Source organism: Arthrobacter sedimenti (assembly GCF_042652025.1).
GTDB lineage: Bacteria > Actinomycetota > Actinomycetes > Actinomycetales > Micrococcaceae > Arthrobacter > Arthrobacter sedimenti.
Genome location: NZ_JBHSDQ010000001.1, coordinates 1,036,340 through 1,057,976 on the forward strand (window position 1 = coordinate 1,036,340; position 21,637 = coordinate 1,057,976).

Genomic DNA, 21,637 nt, shown 5'->3' on the forward strand with positions numbered 1-21,637 from the left:
CTTCTCTAGCCCTTGAGGCCCTGGGTGGAGACGCCTTCGACGATGTACCGCTGGAAGATCAGGAAGAAGATCAGCACGGGGAGCAGGGCCAGGACAGACATGGCGATCATGGCGCCGTAGTCCGAGGACTGGGTCTGGTCCACAAAGAGCCGCAGGGCCAGCGGCAGCGGGTACTTGTCCGGGGTGTTCAGGTACAGCAGGGGGCCCAGGAAATCGTTCCAGCTCCAGATGAAGGAAAAGATCGAGGTGGAGATCAGGGCCGGCTTCATCAGCGGCAGCATGATGGAGAAGAAGATCCGGGCGTGCCCGGCGCCGTCGATCCGGGCCGCCTCATCCAGCTCCGTGGGCAGGCCGCGCATGAACTGGACCATGAGGAAGACGAAGAACGCGTCCGCGGCCAGGAATTTGCCGATCAGCAGCGGCACGTACGTATCCACCAGGCCCAGCTGCTGGAACACGATGTACTGCGGAATGATCACCACGTGGAAGGGCAACAGCAGGGTGGCGATCATCATCCCGAAGAACAGGCTGCGGCCGGGGAAGTTGATCCTGGCGAACGCGTACGCCGACACGGACGCGGACAGGATGGTTCCCACCACCGCGCCCAGGGCCAGGATCAGGGAGTTGGTGAAGAACTGCAGGGTGGATACGCCGCCGATGCCGTCCATGGCCGTGACGAAGTTGTCGAAGCTGAAGTTGTTCGACCACAGTGACGTGTTCTGCCCGCCGATTTCGGAGTTGGGCTTGAACGACGAGGCGATCATCCACAGGCCGGGGTACAGCGCGATAGCCGTGAGGACCAGCGCCGCGGCATGGAAGACCACGCTCTTGGCCCGCTTGGCCCCGGCGGACTCGGACTTGGGGTTGTAGGCAGGGGCAGTGTCCGGGGTGGACTGGGTGGGGGTTGCCATGGTTGTCATCGTGAATCACCGCTGTAGTGGACCCAGGACTTGGACGTGCGGAAGAAGATCAGCGTGATGATGCCGACCACGACCACCAGCAGCCAGGCCATGGCCGAGGCGTAGCCCATCCGGAAGTCGCTGAAGCCGCGCAGGTACAGGTAGAGGGTGTAGAAGAGGGTGGATCCGGCGGGGCCGCCGTCGCCGTTGGAGATGATGTAGGCCGACGCGAAAACCTGGAACGCGTGGATGGTTTCCATCAGCAGGTTGAAGAAGATCACCGGGGAGAGCATGGGCCAGGTGATGTTGAAGAACTTCCGCACCGGGCCGGCGCCGTCCATGGACGCTGCTTCGTAGAGCTCGCCGGGGATCTGCTTGAGCCCGGCCAGGAAGATCACCATCGGGGCGCCGAACTGCCACACCGTCAGCAGGATGAACATCGGCATGGTCATGGCGGGGTTGCCCACCCAGCCGCCCAGGTTGATCCCGAAGAAGGACAGGCCCTGGTCCACCGGACCGGAATCGCCGAACATCGCCTTCCAGACGATCGCGATGGACACGGACGCACCAATCAGCGACGGAGCATAGAACGCCGACCGGTAGAAGCCCTGGCCGCGGCGCTTGCTGTTCAGCAGCATGGCCACCGCCAGCGCGGCGGCGAGCTTCAGCGGGGTGCCGAAGACCACGTAGGACAATGTCACGCCCACGGACTGCAGGAACCGTTCGTCCTGGAAGAGGGTGGTGTAGTTGTCCAGGCCGATCCACTTGGGCGCCTCAAACAGGTTGTAGTTGGTGAAGGACAGGTACAGCGAGGAGATCATCGGCCCCACCGTCAGGGCAATGAATCCCAGCAGCCAGGGCAGCAGGAACGTGTAGCCGGCACGGGCGTCCACCCCGTTGCGCTTCGACTTGCGAAGCTGCACGGGAGCGGACGACGCCGAACGCCTGCTCAGGGTTGGGCTTGAAGTCACGAGATCATTCCGTAAGTCGTGGAACCAGGGCGGGAGGGCATGGCAGCCGGATCAGGCGTTCTGCTTGATGACGTCTTCGGCTTCCTTGAACCACGCGTCGACGGCACCGTCAACGGTGACCTTGCCGTAGTTAAGGTCGGAGGCGATCCGGCCGAACGAAGCTTCCAGCGTTCCGAAGCCGACGATGGGCGGCTCCGGGGCATCCTTGAGGTACTGCTCGATGGACTTCTCATAATCCACCACGAGCTTGTCGGCGCCGTCGAAGGTGGTACCGTCGCGCTGGGTCTTGGAGGCGGGGACGCCGCGGGAGGTCTTGAAGATCTGGCCCACCTCGGGGTCGTTGACCATGAAATCGATGAAGCGCGCGGCAGCATCCTTGAACTTGGTCTTGGCGCTTGCCACCATCAGCATGGAAGGCTTGAGGAACAAGCCCAGGTTGTTGGGGTCATCCGACGGCACGGGCACCAGCTTGAGTTCCTTTGCGCCGCTGTCCCCGAGGTAGCCGGCCATGAAGTTGTCCCAGGTAACCTCGGCAGCACTGACGTTCGAACCGAACGGCGACTTGGGCTTGAGCTGGGTCACCCTCTCTTCCGGAACGATGGCCTGGGTCCCGCGAAGCTTCGAGTTGAGGTTCCACCAGGTCTTCAGGTCGTCCTTGCTGAAACCCAGCTTCCCGTCGCTGTTGAAGGCCTGCATGTTCTTCTGCCGGAGCCAGATGTTGAACTGCCACCACACGCCGGTGAAGTCCGTGGACCCATAGAGGGTGCCGTTGCCCTTGTCGCCAACTTCCTTCAGGAATGACTGGAATTCGGACCAGGTCCACTTGCCGGTGGGCTCGGCAATGCCCAGGGAGGCAAGCTTGGCGGGGTCGTAGTAGACGGCGAAGGCGTTGGTGCTGGTGGGGATGCCATAGGTCTTGCCCTTGATCTGGCCTGAAGGCAGGAGGGACTTCTCAAAGGCGTCCGTGTTGATCTTGACCGTGCCCAGGTCCAGGAGCTGGTTGCGCTGGCCGTAGTCGCGCAGGTAGGACAGGTCCCACTGCATGACGTCCGGCAGGCCACCGCCGGCGGCCTCGGTGGCACGCTTCTGCCAGTAGCCGGCGAAGTCGGTGAAGTTGCCGTTGACCTTGATATCGGGGTTCTTCGACTCGAACAAGGCGATGGCCTTGCGGGTACGCTCGGCGCGGTCGTCGTTGCCCCACCAGGTGTAGTTGATGGTGACGGGCTTGTCCGCGGAGCCGGTCTGGCCGGACGAGCCGGATCCGTTTCCACAGGCCGACAGTGCTGCTGCCGATGCGGTACCAATGGCGACGGTTGTGAGGAAATGCCTTCTGTTGATCACGGGAGCCTCCTTGCTCAATGGGTGTTTGCCAAATCTCGGTCTACAACACGGGTAGTGAGCTGGCTTACACGGCTTCTGAAACGATACAATAGCGACATTCCCAGGATTGGGCAAGCGTTTTCCAAACGTCTGACATCAGCCCTGTTCCATCTTCCCAGCAGACAAAGGAGTCCCATGACACGGCAGGCACCCCCCGGACGGCCGGGCGTTTGGAACAACGTCCAGGGCATCGCCTTCGGCGGTGACTACAACCCCGAGCAGTGGCCCGCCAGTGTCCGACTGGAGGACCTGGACCTGATGCGGGAAGCGGGAGTGAACTTCCTGAGCGTGGGGATTTTCTCCTGGGCACTGCTCGAACCGGCCGAGGGCCAGTACGACTTCGGGTGGCTGGACGAGGTCATGGACAACCTTGCCGGGATCGGGGTGAAGGTGGCCCTGGCCACGGCCACCGCCGCTCCCCCGGCCTGGCTGGTCCGCAAGCATCCGGAAATCCTGCCGGTCACGGCCGACGGGACCGTGCTGGGACCGGGCTCACGGCGGCACTACACGCCGTCGTCGGCCGTTTACCGCCGCTACGCCACCGGCATCACCCGCGCCCTCGCCGAACGGTACAAGGACCACCCGGCCCTGGCGCTGTGGCACGTGGACAACGAACTGGGCTGCCACGTCTCAGAGTTCTACGGCGAGGAGGACGCCGCAGCCTTCCGCGCCTGGCTGCAACGCCGCTATGGCAGCATCGGGGCGCTCAACGCATCCTGGGGCACTGCGTTTTGGTCACAAAACTACGGTTCCTTTGAAGAAATCCTGCCGCCCGCCGTCGCGCCGTCCACGCTGAACCCGGGCCAGCAGTTGGACTTCCAGCGATTCAACTCCTGGGCGCTCATGGACTACTACCGGGAACTGGTGGCCGTCCTGCGCGAGGTAACCCCGGAGATCCCGTGCACCACCAACCTGATGGCCTCCAGCGCCACCAAGTCCATGGACTACTTTGACTGGGCCAAGGATTTGGACGTCATCGCCAACGACCACTACCTGGTGGCGGCCGATCCTGAACAGCACGTCGAACTGGCCTTCAGCGCGGACCTCACCCGGGGCATCGCGGGCGGTGACCCATGGATCCTGATGGAACATTCGACGTCGGCTGTGAACTGGCAGCCGCGCAACCAGCCCAAGATGCCCGGCGAGATGTTGCGCAATTCCCTGGCCCACGTGGCCCGCGGAGCCGACGCGGTCATGTTCTTCCAGTGGCGGCAGAGCTTTGCAGGCTCGGAGAAGTTCCACTCGGCCATGGTGCCGCACGGCGGACGGGACACGCGCGTGTGGCGGGAAGTGGTGGAACTGGGCGCCGCGCTGAAGCGGCTTGAGCCCGTGCGCGGCACCCGGGTCCAGTCCCGTGCCGCCATTGTCTTTGACTATGAAGCCTGGTGGGCCAGTGAGATCGATTCGAAGCCCAGCGTGGACGTGAAGTACCTGGACCTGCTGCGGGCCTTCCACCGTTCATTGGTGCTCCGCGGTGTCACGGTGGATATGGTGCATCCCTCCGCGTCGCTGGACGGGTACGACCTGGTGCTGGTGTGCACGCTGTACGCGGTCTCCGATGAGCATGCCGCCAACATCGCTGCCGCGGCAGCGGCCGGCGCAACTGTCCTGGTCAGCTACTTCAGCGGAATCGTGGATATGCAGGACCACGTCCGCCTGGGCGGCTACCCTGGCGCTTTCCGCGACCTCCTGGGCGTGCGGGTGGAGGAGTTCCACCCCCTGCTGACCGGGTCGCAGCTGAAGCTGAGCGACGGTACCGTGTCCTCGGTCTGGAGCGAACATGTCCACCTGGCCGGCGCGGAAGCGGTGAAAACCTTTACCGAGTACCCGCTGGAGGGTGTCGCCGCCCTGACCCGCCGGGCCGTGGGTTCCGGAGCCGCCTGGTACCTGGCCACCTTCCCGGACCGCGACGGCATCGATGCCCTCCTGGACAAGCTGCTGGCGGAATCCGGGGTTTCTCCCGCCGCCGCAGCCGATCCCGGGGTGGAGCTAGTGCGCCGGCGTTCGGCCGACGGGCAGAGCTTCCTGTTCGCCATCAACCACGCGCGGGAGGACGCCTCCGTCTCCGCCGCCGGCACGGATCTGTTGACGGGTGAGCCGTTTGCCGGCACTGTTCCCGCTGGCGGCGTGGCGGTGGTTGCCGAAGGCTGAGGACTTCGGCTTCAGGTAAGTACTAAGGCTCTATGAGGTACGACGGCGGCGCCCTCCGGGTGCCGCCGTTTTGCTAATGCGGGGGTCAGCCCTAAAACAGACGGTGCCGAGTAGGGACTGAACGTTCTTCCTCTGCCGCCCTTCCTGCTAAGAAGGCTTCCGCCTCTCCTTCGGCAGCTTTCCACATAGGAGATACCAGCCGTCGGAAATGTCAGAGGGTGCTGGAAGACTTTGGTTATGGAAGCGGTGTTGGGGACAGCGGCAGGACCGGAGGTGGGGGCTCCGGGGCTGTCTGCTGCCGATGTGGTCCAGTCTCCGCCCGCTGTTCCGGAAGTTGCTGCCCCTTCCATTGCTGATGTCGTGGACCTGTTGGCTCGTGTTGCGGCGCCGGCTGATGGTGCCGGAATGATTGACCAGATCCGGGGCCTTGAGGATTTGAAGTCCCTTGCCGGTGCCCGCCAGGCCGAGCTTGCTGTGGCCTTTGATCTGTCGCAGCGGCGGGAGCAGGCCGCCGCCGGTGTCGCGTCCGGGGAGCAGGGCGCCGGGGTAGCTGCGCAGATCGCGCTGGCGCGGCGGGAGTCCCCGGCCCGGGGCTCCCGGCTGCTGGGCCTGGCCAAAACCCTGACCGGGATGCCCCGCACCTTCGCCGCGTTCCGGGCCGGCTTGCTAAATGAGTGGCGGGTGACACTGGTGGTCAAGGAAACCATCTGCCTGACTCGAGAGGACCGGGCGGGGGTGGATGAAGAACTCGCCGCGGACGCCGGCGCCCTGGACGGTATGGGAGACAAGGCCATCATCGCCGCAGCCCGTGCCGCGGCGTACCGGCGCAACCCTGCTTCGGTGGCGAAGCGGGCTGCCCGGGCTGTGGGTGAGCGGTGCGTGAGTTTGCGGCCCGCTCCGGACACGATGGCCTACCTGACCGCCCTGCTCCCGGTATCCCAGGGTGTCGCCGCCTACGCCGCCCTGGCCAAGGACGCGGGCAGTGCCCGGTCGGGCGGCGATGAGAGGTCGCGGGGGCAGGTCATGGCCGACACCCTCGTCGAACGCGTCACCGGCACCCCCGGAGGAATCAGCGGGGTGGAGATCCAGCTCGTCATGACCGACCGAACCCTCCTGCAGACCGACGCCGAACCCGCACGGCTCCCCGGCTACGGCACCATCCCCGCAGCCTGGGCCAGGGAACTCACCCTCACAACTGAATCCTCGACAGGCCTGAATCTTTGGATCCGGCGGCTCTACACCGCCCCCCTATACCGGGGAGCTGGTGGCGATGGACTCCAAAGCCAGGCTTTTCCCGGCAGGCCTGAAACGCTTCCTTCACACCCGGGATGACACCTGCCGGGCCCCGTACTGCGACGCCCCGATCAGGCACCACGACCACATCCTCGCCTGGCACCAGGGCGGACCCACCAGCAGGAGCAACGGCCAGGGCCTGTGCGAAGCCTGCAACCACACCAAGAAAGCCCGGGATGGACAGCGAAACCAGTCCCCGGTCCGCGGCATACGGTGGCCACCACCACCCCAACCGCTCACACCTACCACTCCACCGCACCACCCCTCCCCGGAAGTGCACTACCGCGAGCGCACATCAGGGCCGACAACATCACGTCGAGGAATGTTGGCAGGCAAGTCCGCCGCGCTCCCTCGCCGGGAAGGCCAGCCGGCGCTTCCCCACCGCCACCGGGTGTGCCACGGCGGCCAATCGTCCAGGTGTTGGGTCGTGTCATCCAGCCCACCATGACCTGACGGCCAACAGATGATGGGATCAGCCAACCAGCGTGCCTGTGGACGCCAGGGCAGGGTGGCAGATACTGGACGAGTGATTCGACCGGCAGCGACAGCAGACCTAAGGTGCATCCAGGAGATTGAGACAGCCGCAGGGGAACTTTTCCGGGCACTCGGCATGGATGCGGTCGCCGATGACCCGCCGCCCACTGTGGAACAACTGAGCGCGTATGTGGCCGCCGGGACGGCGTGGGTTGCGGCCGACCCGGCAGGCGACGCGATCGGGTACATCCTTATCGACGCCCAAGCCAATGGGGCCCACATCGAACAGGTCACGGTCCATCCCCGGCATGTTGGCTTCGTGGCCGAGGACAGTGATGTCGCGCAGGGTCCCCGCCGGGCCTTCCGTTTAAGCAGCCCTGTCCCGGTTAAACAGCCCTGCCCGGAAGGAACCATTGGGTACCTTCCGGGCAGATCTGCCACCCGCCGTCGAACGTCTGGATTGGGAGGCGTCCCTCCAGACTGTCCGGAGCCGTGTTGGCGGTGTGAAGACTTACTTGCTGATGGCCGACTTCATCTCATCGGTTGCTTTTTTGCCGGCATCTTCCGGGGACAAGCGTTCAAAGAGGACCTCGGAGGTGTAGCGCTTAATGATCTCCTGGATGGCACCGGCGCCCTTCGGCGGCGGCGCGGGGGCCTCACCGAGCTCATTCTTGATCTGGTCGATGAAGTTGACCACCTTGACGTCGGCGGGGGTGAGTTTGGACTGGATGGCTGCCCGGACATCCGAGTTCGGGTAGACTCCACGGTCGGCCAGGAGCGCCTCGCCCGCCTTGACGTTGTTGGTCAGGAAGTTGATGAACTTGGCGGTTTCCTGCGGGTGCTTGGTGCGCGAGGAGGCCGACCAGAACTGCGATGCCTTGTACCAGAGCTCCGCATCGGCGGCGGAGCCCGTCTTGGTGGGGAAGCGCAGGATCTTCAGGTCCCCGCCACTGGCCTTCTCCAAGGCAGGGGCCTGGTTGGACCACCAGAAGGCCATGCCGTTCTTGCCTGTCGCCAGTCCGCTCTGGTCAAGCGGAGCAGCCTCGGCCTCCACCACCTCGGATGCGGAAGGCACCGCTTTGTCCTGGCTGAGCTTTTTCAGGAAGGCCCACCACTCGGCAATGTCGCCGGGCTCAAAACCCAGCTTGCCGTCGGATGTGTACAGCGACTTGCCGTTCTGCCGGAGCCACACGCCCAGGGAGGCCTCGTCGGTTCCGTAGGCGGCCGCGCCGTAGGTTCCCTTGGGGGACTTGGCGGTGATTTCGGCGGCGATGCGGCCGAAGTCCTCCCAGGTCCACTTCGAGTCGTTGGGAAGCGGGACCCCGGCGGCTTCGAAGACCTTCGGGTTGGCAAGGATGGTGGCAGCGTTGATGCCGGCGGCGATGCCCGTCAGGCCCTTCTCACCCTTGCCCGCATTGAGTGCAGCCTCATCCAGCTTGGAGGTGTCGATGTCGTACTTGGAGAGGTCCAGGAGCGCGCCGCGGCTGGAGTACTCCGTGATGTACTTTTCGTCCATCTGGATGATGTCAGGGGCATCATTTGCCGCAACCTGGGTTGCCAGTTTGTCCCAGTATCCGCTCCAGTCGCCGAACTCCGGCTTAATCTTGATCTTCGGGTTCTCGGCTTCGAACTGTTTGATGGCTTCCTGGGTGAGCTGGGCCCGCTTGTCGCCGCCCCACCAGGAGAAGCGGAGTTCGACGGTGCCGTCCGCGTTCTGCGGGGCTGCTCCCCCGCCGCAGGCGCTGAGGGCCATGACGGCGGCGACTGCGGCCGCAACGGCGCCGGCTTTACGGGTTCGGCCGTGGCGGCCGGGGCGCGGTGCGCCTGAAGTGGGTGCCCCTGCGCGCTGCTTTGCAGCAGCTGCAGGACGGGGAAAAAGCGGCACGGTGTACTCCGATCTTCTTTGATCCAGGTGCGGGTGGTGTTCCAAGTGGGGACTTGGTGCCCGGCAGCAGCAGGGCTGGCGGGGAAGAGCGCGAAAGCGATTTCTACTTCTGATATTACAAGTCGAAAACTTGTAATACAAGATCCAGAGTAACAGTTCTGAAAGATTTCGGACGGCGCAGACAAACGAACGGCCCGCCGCAAGGACGGGCCGTTCGGGATGTGAAGTTGCAGCGCGGGTTACTTGATGCCGGTGGTGGCGATGCCCTTGATGAGGAATCGCTGGCCGAAGAGGAAGACCAGGAATACCGGCAGCAGGGACACGATGGACATGGCGAACAGGGAGCCCCAGCTCGTTGCCGACTGCGAGTCCACAAAGGCGCGCAGCGCCACCGGAACGGTGAACATATCGGGATCCGTGAGGTAGATCAGGGCACCGAAGAAGTCGTTCCAGGTCCAGATGAATGTGAAAATGGTGGTGGTGGCCAGCGCCGGGACCATCAGCGGCAGGATGACCCGCAGGAAGATGCGCGGATGGCCGGCGCCGTCAATACGTGCCGCCTCATCGAGTTCGCGCGGGATGCCGCGGATGAACTGCACCATCAGGAACACGAAGAACGCGTCCGTGGCCAGCAGCTTGGGGACCAGCAGCGGCCAGAAGGTGTTCACCCAGCCGATCTGCGAAAACAGGATGTACTGCGGGACGATCACCACGTGGAACGGCAGCATGATGGTCAACAGCATGATGCCGAAGAACAGCCGCTTGCCCGTGAACTGGAGCCGGGCGAAGGCATAGGCAGCCATGGAGCACGACACCAGGTTTCCCAGGATGGAGCCGATCACCACGATTGCCGAGTTCAGCATGTAGTGGCCGAACGGGTGCGTCAGGGCCGACCATCCGGAGGTGTAGTTGCTCATTTCGAGGCTGTTCAGCCACAGTCCGGGCTCCCGGAAGATCATCTCGTTGGGGCGCAGCGAGGACACCACCATCCACAGGAGCGGGTAGATCATCAGGGCGCCGGCAAGGATGAGGATGCCGTGCTTCATCAGCGACTTGCCTCGCTGTGCCCGGCTGAAGGCCAGGGTTCCCCGGGACTCGCGGACCCTGGGCTTGCGGTTGTTTGGCTTGCCGGCGCCGGTGGACTTCCTCTCCGGGGTGGGCAGCGTCTCAAGCTTAGTCGTCATAGAAAACCCAATACTTAGAAGCGATGAAGTTGATGGCGGTGAAGACACCGATGATGAGCAGCAGGACCCACGCCATGGCTGAGGCGTAGCCCATGTCGAACTGGCCGAAGCCCTTTTGGTACAGGTACAGCGTGAAGAACATGGTGGAGTCCGAAGGCCCGCCGTTGCCGCCGGAGACGATGAACGCCTGGGTGAACGACTGGAAGGAACCGATGATCTGCAGCACCAGGTTGAAGAAAATGATCGGGCTCAGCATCGGCAGGGTGATCCGCCAGAACTGCTGGAGCGTGGTGGCGCCATCAACCTTGGCGGCCTCGTAGTACATGTTGGGGATCTGCCGCAGGCCCGCCAGGAAGATGATCATGGGGGCGCCGAAGGTCCAGACGTGCAGCAGGATGATCGATCCCAGGGCTGTGCTCGGGTCCGAGATCCAGCCCGGGCCCTGGATACCGAACATCGCCAGGACCTGGTTGACCAGGCCGGTGGTGCCGAAGATCTGCTTCCACAGGATGGCGACGGCCACGGACCCGCCCAGCAGCGACGGCAAGTAGAACACCGAGCGGTAGAACGGAAGGCCACGAAGTCCCTTGTCCAGGACGAGCGCGATCAACAGCGCCACGGCCAGCTGCAGCGGAACACCCACGAAGACGTAGGTGAACGTGACGCGGAGGGAGTTGTGGAGCCGGGCGTCGCTGAGCATGCGGGTGAAGTTGTCCAGACCCGTCCATTCCGGCGGCTGGAGCAGGTTGTAGTCCGTAAAGGACAGGTAGAGGGACATCAGCATGGGGCCGATGGTGATGGCCACCAGGCCCACCAGCCACGGCAGCAGGAAGATGTAGGCGGCCTTGTTGTCCCGCCTGTTGGCCTTCTTCTCGGCGGCGGTGACTTTGCCCTTCCGCCGGGTAATGGAGCTGAGTTCGCTGATGGCGCTCACGGAAGCTGCTCCGTCCTGGGGATGTGTTTTGCGGCCATGTGGTCTCCTTTGGTCATCGTGGCCTCCACGTTGGTTCATCGCCGGGCGATGGGGGTAACCGGCACCCCGGTGCCGGCGCTGCTCCTGCCCGTGAAAGCTGAAGCGGTTCCGGTGCCGCGGGGTCCGTTCGAATTGCGGCTCCGTACCAAAGTAAACGCTTTCTTGACTCCTGTATAGCCCTTTGTTAGTTTTTGAGAAAACGCTTTCTGTTACCGGCGTCACTCGCGTTCAACCTACCTGCCAAGGGGCACAACAATGAAGTTTGGTCTCAAGAAATCCGTCATGGGCATCACCGGCGCCTTCGCCGCAGCCGCTCTGGTCCTCACCGGCTGCGGCAGCAGCCCGCAAGCAGGAAAAGTGGGGACGGCAGAAGATCCCGTCACCATCCGGTTTGCCTGGTGGGGCAACGACTCCAGGGCCAAAACCACCATGGAGGTGATCAAGGCTTTCGAAGCCGCGAACCCCACCATCAAGGTCCAGGGCGAGAACACCGAATACAGTTCCTACTGGGACAAGATGGCCACCCAAATCGCGGGTGGAACAATGCCGGATGTCATCGCTATGAGCGGCGCCTACCCCAGCGAGTACGCCAGCCGGGGCGTGCTGTTGAACCTGGACAAGGTCAAGGACCAGATCGACACCTCGAAGTTTGCCGAGGGGACCGTGGACCTGGGCAAGATCGACGGCAAGCAGTACACCATTACTGCCGGCGTTAACTCGATGTCCATGGTCCTTGACCCCAAGGTCTTCGAGGCGGCCGGAGTGCCGCTTCCAAACGATGAGACCTGGACCTGGGACGACTACGCCAGGATCGCGGCCGAGATCACTGAAAAGTCACCGGCCGGAACCTTCGGCACCACGCCCATGGCCAACGATTCCTTCCTCGCAGTCTGGGCCCGCCAAAACGGTGAGGCCCTCTACACTGACGATGGAAAGAAGATGGGCATCAGCGAGGACACCCTGACCCGCTGGTTCGAACTCAACAAGAAGCTGACAGAGACCGGTGGCGCACCCTCCGCCTCCCAGACCGTCGAGGACGGCTCGGCGCAGCCCGAAATGACCCTGATGGGCCAAGGAAAGCAGGGAATGAAAATTTCCTGGAGCAACCAGATGACGTCCTACTCCGGCGCGCCCCTGGTCATGGTGAAGCTGCCCGGCGAAAGCGCCCGGCCCGGTTCCTGGCTGCGTTCCTCTATGGAATACGCCATCTCTTCGAAGTCGCCACAGTCCAAGGAAGCGGCCCTCTTCATCAACTACCTGGTCAACAACATGGACGCAGCGTCAAAGATCAAGAGCGACCGGGGCATGCCGGCCAACACGGAACTGAAGGCGGGCATCACTCCCTTGCTGAAGGAAACCCAGCAGAAGGAGGCGGCCTACCTTGACCGCATTGCCGAGATGAAGATTCAGGCACCCAAGCCGTTCCCGGCAGGCTCATCGGCCACCATGGAAGTCCTGAACCGCTACAACACGGATGTACTCTTCGGAAAGATCTCCCCTCGCGATGCTGCCAAAGGCATGATCTCCGAGGTCAACCAGAACCTCGCCTGATCCACCCACGGCGCCCGGATCCATCAGAGTAAGGAGGCCAGCCACATGACTGCAACAGCAAGGCCCAGCGCCATCGCCGGCTATGCGGACTGGCCCGCCTACGTCCGGGAACATCCGCGCCACCAGGCGTCCGGCGCTGCGGCGCAGGAACTGTCGGACGTGCTGGGCGTCCCGGACCGCGACGCACTTCCCGAGGTGACGGTGCACTGGGAGGAAACGTACGACGGCGCCACCACCTCCCAGCTCAGCTGGCAGTTGGGCTTCGGGCCACGGACTACGGGCTGGCTGGTGAGGCCGGCCGGGAGTTCCGGCCCCCTGCCGGGCGTCCTGGCACTGCACTGCCACGGCGGGAACAAGTTCGGCGGGGCCGATCGGCTGGTGGAACTGCCGGACAGCCACCCCTCCGCAGCCGCTGCCCGCGCAGGCCACTATGACGGTCACGCCCTGGCCACGGACATCGCGCGGCGTGGCTTCGCCGTCCTGGCCCACGACACATTCTCCTGGGGCAGCCGCAGGTTTGACCTCGCAACTCCCCCGTGGCGGACGGCCTCGGCAGCAGCGGCGAGGCAGGCACAGTGGCGGGAGGACGGCGTCGTGCCAACCGAAGCGGAGGAATACAACGCCGCTGCCGGCTTCCACGAAGACACCGTTGCCAAAGCGGCCGGCCTGCTGGGCACCAGCCTGGCAGGCATGGTGGCGCACGACGACCTTGCCGCCCTGGACATCCTGGCGTTGCTGCCGGGGGTGGACCAGGACAACCTGGGCTGCATCGGCTTCTCCGGCGGCGGCGGCCGTTCCCTTGCCCTCGCGGCCCTCAGCCCCCGCATCGGGGCCGCCGTGGTGACCTGCATGATGACCACCTTCGAATCGCTCTTCCCCGCCTACCTGGACGCGCACTCCTGGTTGCTGCAGACCCCCGGCCTGTGGAAACTGGGCGACTGGCCGGAGCTCACCTGCCGGGCTGAAACGGCCCGTTTCCTGGTGCAGTACGCCCTGGCGGATGAGCTGTTCCCGGAAGACGGGATGCGCCAGGCGGACCGGCTGCTGGAATCAATGCACACCGGCACGGACACCTACACCGGCAGCTTCTGGCCGGGCGGGCACGTGTTCACGGCGGCCATGCAGGACGAGGCCCTGGACTTCCTGGCCAAAACGCTGGCCCCTTGACCCCCTTTCCAACAGCACCAAGGACTTACGTGACCACACAGCATTCAACCGAATCCAGCCACCAGCGACCCGGATCCACAGCCACTCCCCGGATTGCGCTGGTGGGCGTACACGGCTTCGGCGAGCGCCACCTCGCCAATCTGGCCCGGCTTGAGGCCGCCGGCGCCCTGGAACTGGTGGCCGTGGCCGATCCCCTCCCGCCGCAGGCCGGCACGCTGGCCGAGTCGGTCGCCGTGTTCCCCGACCTGGAGGCGCTGCTGGCCGCCCAGCCGGGTGCCGACGTCGTCATTCTTGCCACCCCCATCCAGACCCACGCCCCACTGGCCCTTGCCGCCTTGGATGCCGGGATGGACGTCTACGTGGAAAAGCCGCCGGTCGCCTCCCTGGCCCAGTTTGAGCAGGTTCTTGCCGCCGCGCGTGCGAACGGACGCCTGGTCCAGGTAGGCTTCCAAAGCCTGGGGTCACACGCCCTGCCCGCCATCCGCGCCAAAGTGGCCGCCGGGGAGATCGGCACCGTCCTGGGCATCAGCGCCACGGGCCAGTGGCTGCGGACCAAGGCCTACTTCAAGCGCTCACGCTGGGCAGGGAAGCGCAGCCTGGACGGCACCGACGTGGTGGATGGCGTGGCCACCAATGCGCTGGCCCACGCCGTTGCCACCGGCCTGTCCCTGGCCGGCGCCCACACGCTCGCTGACGTAGCCTCCGTGGAAACCGACCTGTACCGGGCCAATGACACCGAGAGCGACGACACCTCGGTGCTCCGGGTCCGCACGGCCGGCGGAGACACCCTGCTGTGCGCCCTCACGCTGTGCGCCTCCGAACAGCAGGATCCCACCGTCACGGTGCACGGAACCCGGGGCGACATCACCCTCTTCTACACGCGGGATGAGGTAGTCATCAGCACCCCCGACGGCGAGCGCAGGGAAACGTACGGCCGCACCGACCTGCTGGAAAACCTGCTGGACGCCCGTGCCACCGGAGCTCCGCTGCTTGGCGCCCTGCCGCACACCGGCGCCTTCACCGCAGTGCTGGAAGCCATCCGCACCTCCCCCGCGCCGGCCCCGATCGATCCTGCATCAATCTCGTGGGAGGGCGACGGCGACGACGCCCACCCCGTGGTTCAGGGCATCAGCGACATGATGGGCCGCGCCATCAAGGCGCAGGCAACCTTCGCCGAGCTCGGCGCCCCCTGGGCCCGGGCCCTTCCGCCGGTACGGACGCTGGCCGTGGACGGCCGGCCGGTGGCCGACTACCAGGACGGCAGCCATATCCGCGCCGTCTCCTCCCCGCGCCCCTACCTGCACCCTGTCCGGACCCTCGGCGGCACTGTGGTCACGGACCACATGCCGCTGGACCACGTGTGGCACCTGGGAGTGGGGGTGGCCCTCCAGGACGTGGACGGCGTCAACTTCTGGGGCGGCCGCACGTATACGCGGGAGGCGGGGCAGTACATCTGGCGCCCCGACCACGGCAGCATCAGCGTATCCACGTCACACCTGAGCGACGCCGGCAGCGGACACGAGGGCCGGCTGCAGGAGACGCTTACCTGGAACGGCCCCGACGGTTCCCCCGTCCTGGGGGAGGAACGCACCTGGACGTGGTCCGCCGTCGCGCCTTCCATCTGGCGGCTATCCCTGGACTTTGCGCTGTCCCCCGCAGGGGACACGCCGGTCAGCCTGGGCAGCCCTGGCTCCAACGGCCGCTTCGAGGGTGGCTACGGGGGTTTCTTCTGGCGCCTGCCCGGGTGCGGAGACGCGGCCGTGTGGACGCCGGCCGGCAGCGGCGAGGCGGCGACCCACGGCAGCGTCACGCGCTGGCTCGCCTGGTCAGGAAAGTTCGACGGCGGCCCGGCCACCTTGGTGTTCGTCGCCCCGGAAGGCTGCACCGACCCGTGGTTTGTCCGAATGGACGGCTACCCCGGCGTGGGACAGTCGCTCGCCTGGGACCGCCGCGTCATGGCCGAGCCGGGAAACCCGGCGCGGCGGCACATCACCGTCCTGGTGGCCGACGGAATCCTGGCCACCACCGACATCGAGGCTTTGATCAACCAACAGGGGGACCCGTCATGACGCAAACAACAACCGCAGCCGTTCCGCCCCGGGAGGCACGGGTGGCTCCCGGGGCACGGACGGACCGCACCATCAAGCGCCGCCGTGTCCTGGACATCCTTGACGCCGCCGGGCGGGACTCGCTGCTCCTGACCTCCAACACGGCCCTGACCTGGTACCTGGATGGCAGCCGGGTGCACATCAGCCTGGCCGGGGACCCCATCGCGGCCCTCCTGGTGGACCGCGACGGCGACCACCTGGTGACATTCAACAACGAGGCCGGGCGGATCGCGGCCGAAGAGCTTCCGGCCGAGGTCAACCTCCACACCGTCCCCTGGTACGGGAACCTCCACCAGGCCGCCGCAGCCGTTGGCAACGGCAGCTCCCAGCCCCCGCTGGCGGAAACCGACGTCACCGCGGAACTGCGCGCCGCCCGCCAGCAGCTCCTCCCCGCCGAAAGTGCACGGTACTCCCTGCTCAGCGCCGAACTGGCGGCCATGATGACGGACGTCCTTTCCGCCGCGAGCCCGGACACCACCGAGTTCGAACTCGTTTCGGCGCTGGCCGCCCGGGTGGTGGCGGCCGGAGCGGAGCCGCTGGTGCTCCTGTGCAACGGCAGCTCCCGCAGCACCTTCCGGCACCCGTTGGCCACCCACTCCCCCTTGGGCCGCCGCGCCATGGCCGTGGTGTGTGCCCGCCGGGACGGCTTGGTTGCCAACATCACCCGCTGGATCAGGTTCGACGCCGGCACCCCGGAAGAGCGCGACGCCGAGGCCCGCATCGCGGCCGTGGAGGCGGACATCTTCGATGCCACCGTTCCCGGGGCGCGCCTGGACAGGATCTTCACCGAAATCCAGGCGGCTTACGCCCGGCACGGCTTTGGGGCGGACCAGTGGGAGCAGCACCACCAGGGCGGTCCGGCCGGTTACGCGGGCCGTGATCCCAGGGTGACGGCGTCGGCGACCGACACTGTGGTGCTGGACCAGGCCTTCACCTGGAACCCGTCAGGGCCCGGCGTCAAGATCGAAGACACAGTCCAGCTCACCGAATCCGGGTTGCGGGTCCTCACGGCGGACCCGCGCTGGCCCACGGCCACTGTCAACGGGCTGGAACGGCCGCTGACGCTGCAGCTGTAGGTGCTTCGCCAGGCACGCAGAAAACCCCGGGACCGCTTGGTCCCGGGGTTTTCTGCGTAACCGCTCAGGGAAGCTGCAGTTCCCCGTCCACCCTGCGCGGGATGCCCAGCGGGTTGTCCTCGCGCAGCGCCGGGTGCAGCACGGTTTCCGGGGCGTCCTGGTAGGCCACGGGACGCTGGAACCTGCGGACCGCCGTCGCGCCTACCGAGGTGAACAGCGAGGTGGTGGCCGGGTAAGGACCGCCGTGCTGCTGGGCCCAGTTCACGGCCACGCCCGTGGGCCAGCCCTCGAACAGGACGCGTCCGGCGAGCCCGGAGAGCTGCTCCACCAGAGCCTCGATGTCCTCGCCCTGCTCGCTGTGGAGCGTTGCCGTGAGGCTGCCCGGGACCTTGGCCAGGACGGCCGACAGCTCTTCCTGGTCCGCGTACTCGATCAGGATGGTGGTGGGTCCGAAGCATTCCTCCAGCAGCTGCTCCGGGTTTTCGAGGACCTTGGCAGCGCTGGTGGAAAAGACCACCGGAGCGGCGCCGTTGGCGGCAGCGTCCTGGTCCACGCTGCCGCCCACCACGTCCACTCCGTCAACGGAGGCGAAACTGCGCAGACCATCCGGGTAGGCCTCGGCGATGCGGGTGGTGAGCATGCCCAAGGCCGGCTTGTCCTTGCTGGCCGCGGCCACCTCGGAGGAAAACCCGGTTCCTGCCGGGATGAACACCAGGCCCGGCTTGGTGCAGAACTGTCCGGCGCCCAGGGTGAAGGAACCGGCCAGGCCTGCCGCCAGCTCCCCGGAGCGGGCCTGCAGTGCCGCGGCGGTGATGACCACGGGGTTGAGGCTGCCCAGTTCGCCGTAGAAGGGGATGGGGTCGGGGCGGGAGGTGGCGAGGTCGAACAGGGCACGGCCGCCGGGGATGGACCCGGTGAAACCCACTGCCTTGATGGCAGGGTCCTGGACCAGGGCTGTTCCCACTTCGCGGCCGTGGACCAGGGCAAAAAGGCCGTCCGGTGCGCCCGCGCGACGGAGGGCCTCCGCCACGATCTCCGCGGTCCGCTCGGAGAGCCGCAGGTGGCCCGAGTGGGCCTTGACGATCACGGAGCAGCCAACGGCCAGGGCCGAAGCCGTGTCGCCGCCGGCCACGGAGAAGGCGAACGGAAAGTTGGAGGCCGAGAAGACAGCTACCGGGCCGATGGGCTTGAGGATCCGGCGGAGGTCAGGCCTGGGCGGGGTGGCGTTCGGGTCTGCGTGGTCGATGATGGCTTCGAGGTAGGAACCCTCGGTAATCACGCGGGCGAACAACCGCAGCTGCCCGGTGGTGCGGGCCACCTCGCCCGTCAGGCGCGGGGCCCCCAGGCTGGTTTCGGCGTCCGCAATCTCCACCAGTTCGGCGGCGTTGGCGTCCAGGGCATCCGCCACGGCGTTCAGCCAGCCCGCGCGTTCGGCGTCGGAGGCAGCCGCGGAAATTTTCGCTGCCGCCGTAGCGGCAGCAGTGAGCTCGGTCAGGGAAAGCGTTGCAGTTGTCACGTCAGGAACCTGTTCATCGATAGAGGTCGTCTGGAAATTCATCATTGCAGCCTGTCCTTGAAGCGGAAACCGAGCCCGGCGTGGTCCGCGAGGGTCACCCGGCTGTTGCTGAACCGCACCGGCGATGGCCCGTCCAGGATGCCCAGCTGCTCGAAGGACGCCTCTTCAACGTCCTCCACCATGGTGGGCTCCGCCAGGGTCAGTGCCAGCTGTCCGGACAGTTCCGGCAACAGGTGCGGCATCACCTTGATGCTGTGGGTCCGGGCCAGCTCCACGATCCGCCGGAACGGGGTGATCCCGCCAACCCGGATGACGTTCGGCTGGATGATGTCCACCGCTTCCGCCTCAATGAAATCGCGGAACCGGTAGATGGTGTGCAGGTTTTCGCCCAGGGCGATGGGCACCGGCGAATGCTTCCGCAGCCGCCGGTAGGCCCAGAGGTCGTCCGCGCGGATGGGCTCCTCCAGCCACTCCAGTCCGAATTCGGCCAGCACATCCAGGGCGCGGAAGGTGGTGGGCAGGTCCCAGCGCTGGTTGGCATCGATCATGAGCCTGCGGCCCGGGCCCAGGACAGAGCGCACCGCGGCGACGCGTTCGGCATCTTCGCGGATGTCCGGTTTGCCCACCTTGATCTTGACCGCCTGGTGGCCTGCTTCAACCCAGCGTTCCACCTGGGCCACCAGCTCGTCCAGCGTGTAGTGCAGGTTGACGCCGGACCCGTAAACCTCTGCTGAGTCCTGGCGCTGCCCCAGCAAGCCGGTGACCGATGTTCCGGCACGGCGTGCCTGCAGGTCCCACAGAGCGAGGTCCACTCCCGCCATGGCGATGGTGGTGAGCCCGCCGCCCCCGGCTTCGTGCAGCCGTTTCCACACCACGTCCCACACCGCTTCGGGAGCGGCCGGAAGTCCGGTGACGAAAGGGGCGATGTCGTAGTCAAGCAGCGCCTTGACTGCCTGGGGACCAATGGTCGGCGTCCAGGAGAAGCCAAAGCCCGTGCCGCCGTCGTCCGTGGAAAGCTCGGTGGCAATCACGTGGTTCTCCGGCGCCTCCGCTCCCCAGTGCCGGCGCAGCGGAACGGTGAGGAGCCGCGTGGCCAGCCCGGTGATGCGGGGAACGGTGCGGACGGATTGGGCCGCAGGGGCACTCATCAGCTGCCGGCCAGCTCGTGGCCCCTGGCCAGGATGGCCTTGAGCTCCACCAGCTGTTCCTCGGTGGGGTCCACCAGCGGCGGACGCACCGGACCGACCGGCAGGCCAGCCAACCGCAGCCCAGCCTTGATCAGCGAAACCCCGAAACCGGGGGTCTGGTCGCGCAGCCGGACCAGGGGTGCATAGAAACCTTCGAGCAGGGCATTGCGCCGGTCCTCGTCGCCTGAAACGTAGGCGTCGTAGTAGGCCTTGGCGATCTCCGGAGCCATGGCGAACGCTGCGGAAGAGTAGAGCGGGATGCCCAGGCCGCGGTAGGCACCCTGGGTCAGTTCGGCGGTGAGCAGGCCATTGAAGAAGGCAAAGTCTTCACGGCCGGTGGCCCGGACGGCGCTTACGATCTCCTGGGCCAGGCCCACATCGCCCAGGCCGTCCTTGAAGCCGATGACCTTGGGATTGGCGGCAAGCTTGGCCATGGACGTGGCGGTGAACTTCGCGTTGCCGCGGTGGTACACGATGACCGGCAGGCTGCTGGCGTTGGCCACGGCCTCGATGTAAGCCACCAGGCCGTCGGTGGGGCCCGTGACCAGGTACGGCGGGAGGACCAGGAGGGCATCGGCGCCGGCTTCCTCAGCGGCGCGGGCGGCGGCAAGAGCGTGGCCCAGCGGTCCGCCGGCACCGGCCACCACGGGAACCTTGCCCGCGACAACCTCGACGGCGGCCGCCACCACGGTGCGGACCTCGTCGATGCTGAGCGCGTGGAACTCGCCGGTCCCGCAGGCGGGGAACACGCCGCCGGGCCGATAAGGCAGCCGGGAAGCGATGTGCTCCTTAAGCAGCTCCACGTCAACGGCGCCTTCGGCCGTGAACGGGGTGACGGGGAAGAAGAGAACGCCGTCGAATTTCATGATGTCTCCTTGGCTCCGCCGCCGGCAGTAACCAGCGTGGAGGCCTCGTCGTTGAGGGTGGGTTTTAGTTCGGTGCGCCAGGTGCGCTTGGGCTGCCATCCCAGGAGTTCCCGGGCTTTGGCGATGGAGAACGCGGGGCTGGTGCCGGTGAGGCCGGAGCTGAGTGCTTCGCTTCCGGGCAGGAATTTCGGCATCAGCTCCGCAAGGGGTGCGGTGGCAAGGGCGTCCGCCGCGCCCACGAAAAAGGTTTCCCCGTTGGGAATGTCATCCATCTTCTGCAGCAGCAGGTCCAGGAAGTCCGCCACGTCCCGCGCGTCCACATAGTTGAACAGGGCCGGGGCCGAGAGTGCGGGATCTGCCAGGCGTTCGGCGAGGGTGTGGCCCTGCTGCGTGGGGGCGCCTTCCCATTCCTCGGGCGAGATCACGAAGCACGGCCGGAATGCCGCATACCGGATCTTCTCCCCCTGCGCGGTCGCGAACATCTGGACGGTCTGTTCGGCGATGTGCTTGGACAGGGCGTAGGCATTCCAGGGCTTGGCAGGCGTGCGCTCGTCAAGCGGGAACGACGGCGGCAGCCACCCCTCCGGACAGCCGTAACCGAGCACGGTGGGGCTGCTTGCCGTGACGATCCTGCGGACCCCCACCTCCGTCGCGGCGCTGATCACCGCGAAGGCGAGCCTGGTGTTCGTGCCGAAGATGACGTCCTCCGGCGCACTGAAAGGGACCGCGATCGCAGCAAGGTGGATGACGGCGTCGGGCTTTGCTGCCCCGATCAGCCGCAACGCCTCACCCGGCGCCAGAAGGTCCGCGGTTTCCTGGACGACGCCGGCGGGCAGCAGCTCAGCGGGCACGGCGTCCCGGTCTACCGAGACCACCTCATGGCCGGCCTGGGCAAGCCCCGCCACCACGCTGCGGCCCAGGCGGCCCGAACCGCCGGTGACAAATATCCTGCTCAT

At 66.0% G+C, this 21,637-nt stretch carries 15 protein-coding genes and 1 pseudogene; 6 read left to right on the top strand and 10 right to left on the bottom strand.

Annotation, left to right across the window (positions count from 1 at the left end; translation table 11 throughout):
* Positions 1–5: 5 nt before the first annotated feature.
* From ACFO0G_RS04910 to ACFO0G_RS04920, 3 genes are read right to left on the bottom strand one after another with little or no spacing between them, the layout of a single operon-like run.
* Positions 6–920 carry a carbohydrate ABC transporter permease gene (locus tag ACFO0G_RS04910; RefSeq protein ID WP_376976616.1) on the bottom strand — a complete coding sequence of 305 codons (915 nt, stop codon included), beginning with the start codon at positions 918–920 and terminating at the stop codon, positions 6–8.
* Positions 917–1,870 (bottom strand): carbohydrate ABC transporter permease, encoded by a 954-nt coding sequence (locus ACFO0G_RS04915; protein ID WP_236799547.1) that lies wholly within the window; start codon positions 1,868–1,870, stop codon positions 917–919. The genes ACFO0G_RS04910 and ACFO0G_RS04915 overlap by 4 nt, the downstream gene beginning before the upstream one ends.
* 51 nt (positions 1,871–1,921) lie before the next feature.
* Positions 1,922–3,211, bottom strand: coding sequence for an ABC transporter substrate-binding protein (locus ACFO0G_RS04920; RefSeq protein WP_376976617.1), 1,290 nt, complete (start codon positions 3,209–3,211; stop codon positions 1,922–1,924).
* Between the two features lie 174 nt (positions 3,212–3,385).
* Between ACFO0G_RS04920 and ACFO0G_RS04925 the strand changes: the two genes are divergently transcribed.
* Positions 3,386–5,401 carry a beta-galactosidase gene (locus ACFO0G_RS04925; RefSeq protein ID WP_376976618.1) on the top strand — a complete coding sequence of 672 codons (2,016 nt, stop codon included), beginning with the start codon at positions 3,386–3,388 and terminating at the stop codon, positions 5,399–5,401.
* 237 nt (positions 5,402–5,638) lie between these two features.
* A pseudogene (locus tag ACFO0G_RS04930) lies at positions 5,639–7,147 on the top strand (HNH endonuclease).
* 532 nt (positions 7,148–7,679) lie between these two features.
* On the opposite strand, the gene ACFO0G_RS04935 reads toward ACFO0G_RS04930, so the two are convergent.
* The 3 genes from ACFO0G_RS04935 to ACFO0G_RS04945 all read right to left on the bottom strand — a co-directional run bounded on the left by ACFO0G_RS04935 (position 7,680) and on the right by ACFO0G_RS04945 (position 11,171).
* Entirely contained in the window at positions 7,680–9,053 is a 1,374-nt protein-coding gene (locus ACFO0G_RS04935) for an ABC transporter substrate-binding protein (protein ID WP_376976619.1), read from the bottom strand.
* 239 nt (positions 9,054–9,292) lie between these two features.
* Positions 9,293–10,237: a carbohydrate ABC transporter permease gene (locus ACFO0G_RS04940; protein ID WP_286399010.1), complete on the bottom strand. Its 945-nt coding sequence runs from the start codon at positions 10,235–10,237 to the stop codon at positions 9,293–9,295.
* Positions 10,227–11,171: a carbohydrate ABC transporter permease gene (locus ACFO0G_RS04945; RefSeq protein WP_286399013.1), complete on the bottom strand. Its 945-nt coding sequence runs from the start codon at positions 11,169–11,171 to the stop codon at positions 10,227–10,229. The genes ACFO0G_RS04940 and ACFO0G_RS04945 overlap by 11 nt, the downstream gene beginning before the upstream one ends.
* A 294-nt stretch (positions 11,172–11,465) precedes the next feature.
* Here ACFO0G_RS04945 and ACFO0G_RS04950 point away from each other — a divergent pair, with 294 nt between their 5' ends.
* From ACFO0G_RS04950 to ACFO0G_RS04965, 4 genes are read left to right on the top strand one after another with little or no spacing between them, the layout of a single operon-like run.
* The gene (locus ACFO0G_RS04950) at positions 11,466–12,761 is read left to right on the top strand and encodes an ABC transporter substrate-binding protein (protein WP_286399016.1); all 1,296 of its coding nucleotides are present in this window, start codon (positions 11,466–11,468) and stop codon (positions 12,759–12,761) included.
* Positions 12,762–12,806: 45 nt separating this feature from the next.
* Positions 12,807–13,928, top strand: a complete 1,122-nt coding sequence (locus ACFO0G_RS04955; RefSeq protein WP_376976620.1) for an acetylesterase — start codon at positions 12,807–12,809, stop codon at positions 13,926–13,928.
* A 29-nt stretch (positions 13,929–13,957) separates the two neighbouring features.
* Positions 13,958–15,997: a DUF6807 family protein gene (locus tag ACFO0G_RS04960; RefSeq protein ID WP_376976621.1), complete on the top strand. Its 2,040-nt coding sequence runs from the start codon at positions 13,958–13,960 to the stop codon at positions 15,995–15,997.
* Entirely contained in the window at positions 15,994–17,112 is a 1,119-nt protein-coding gene (locus ACFO0G_RS04965; protein WP_286399024.1) for a M24 family metallopeptidase, read from the top strand. Before ACFO0G_RS04960 ends, ACFO0G_RS04965 begins: the two co-directional genes overlap by 4 nt.
* A gap of 64 nt (positions 17,113–17,176) precedes the next feature.
* On the opposite strand, the gene ACFO0G_RS04970 is transcribed toward ACFO0G_RS04965, so the two are convergent.
* Genes ACFO0G_RS04970 through ACFO0G_RS04985 form a run of 4 tightly spaced genes read right to left on the bottom strand, consistent with a single transcriptional unit; the run spans position 17,177 to position 21,637 of the window.
* Entirely contained in the window at positions 17,177–18,628 is a 1,452-nt protein-coding gene (locus ACFO0G_RS04970; RefSeq protein ID WP_286399027.1) for an aldehyde dehydrogenase (NADP(+)), read from the bottom strand.
* 41 nt (positions 18,629–18,669) lie between these two features.
* A complete protein-coding gene (locus ACFO0G_RS04975) occupies positions 18,670–19,776 on the bottom strand; it encodes a mandelate racemase/muconate lactonizing enzyme family protein (protein WP_286399030.1) in 1,107 nt (368 codons plus the stop codon).
* Positions 19,776–20,681, bottom strand: a complete 906-nt coding sequence (locus tag ACFO0G_RS04980) for a 5-dehydro-4-deoxyglucarate dehydratase (protein ID WP_286399033.1) — start codon at positions 20,679–20,681, stop codon at positions 19,776–19,778. Before ACFO0G_RS04980 ends, ACFO0G_RS04975 begins: the two co-directional genes overlap by 1 nt.
* Entirely contained in the window at positions 20,678–21,637 is a 960-nt protein-coding gene (locus tag ACFO0G_RS04985) for an NAD-dependent epimerase/dehydratase family protein (protein ID WP_376976622.1), read from the bottom strand. Before ACFO0G_RS04985 ends, ACFO0G_RS04980 begins: the two co-directional genes overlap by 4 nt.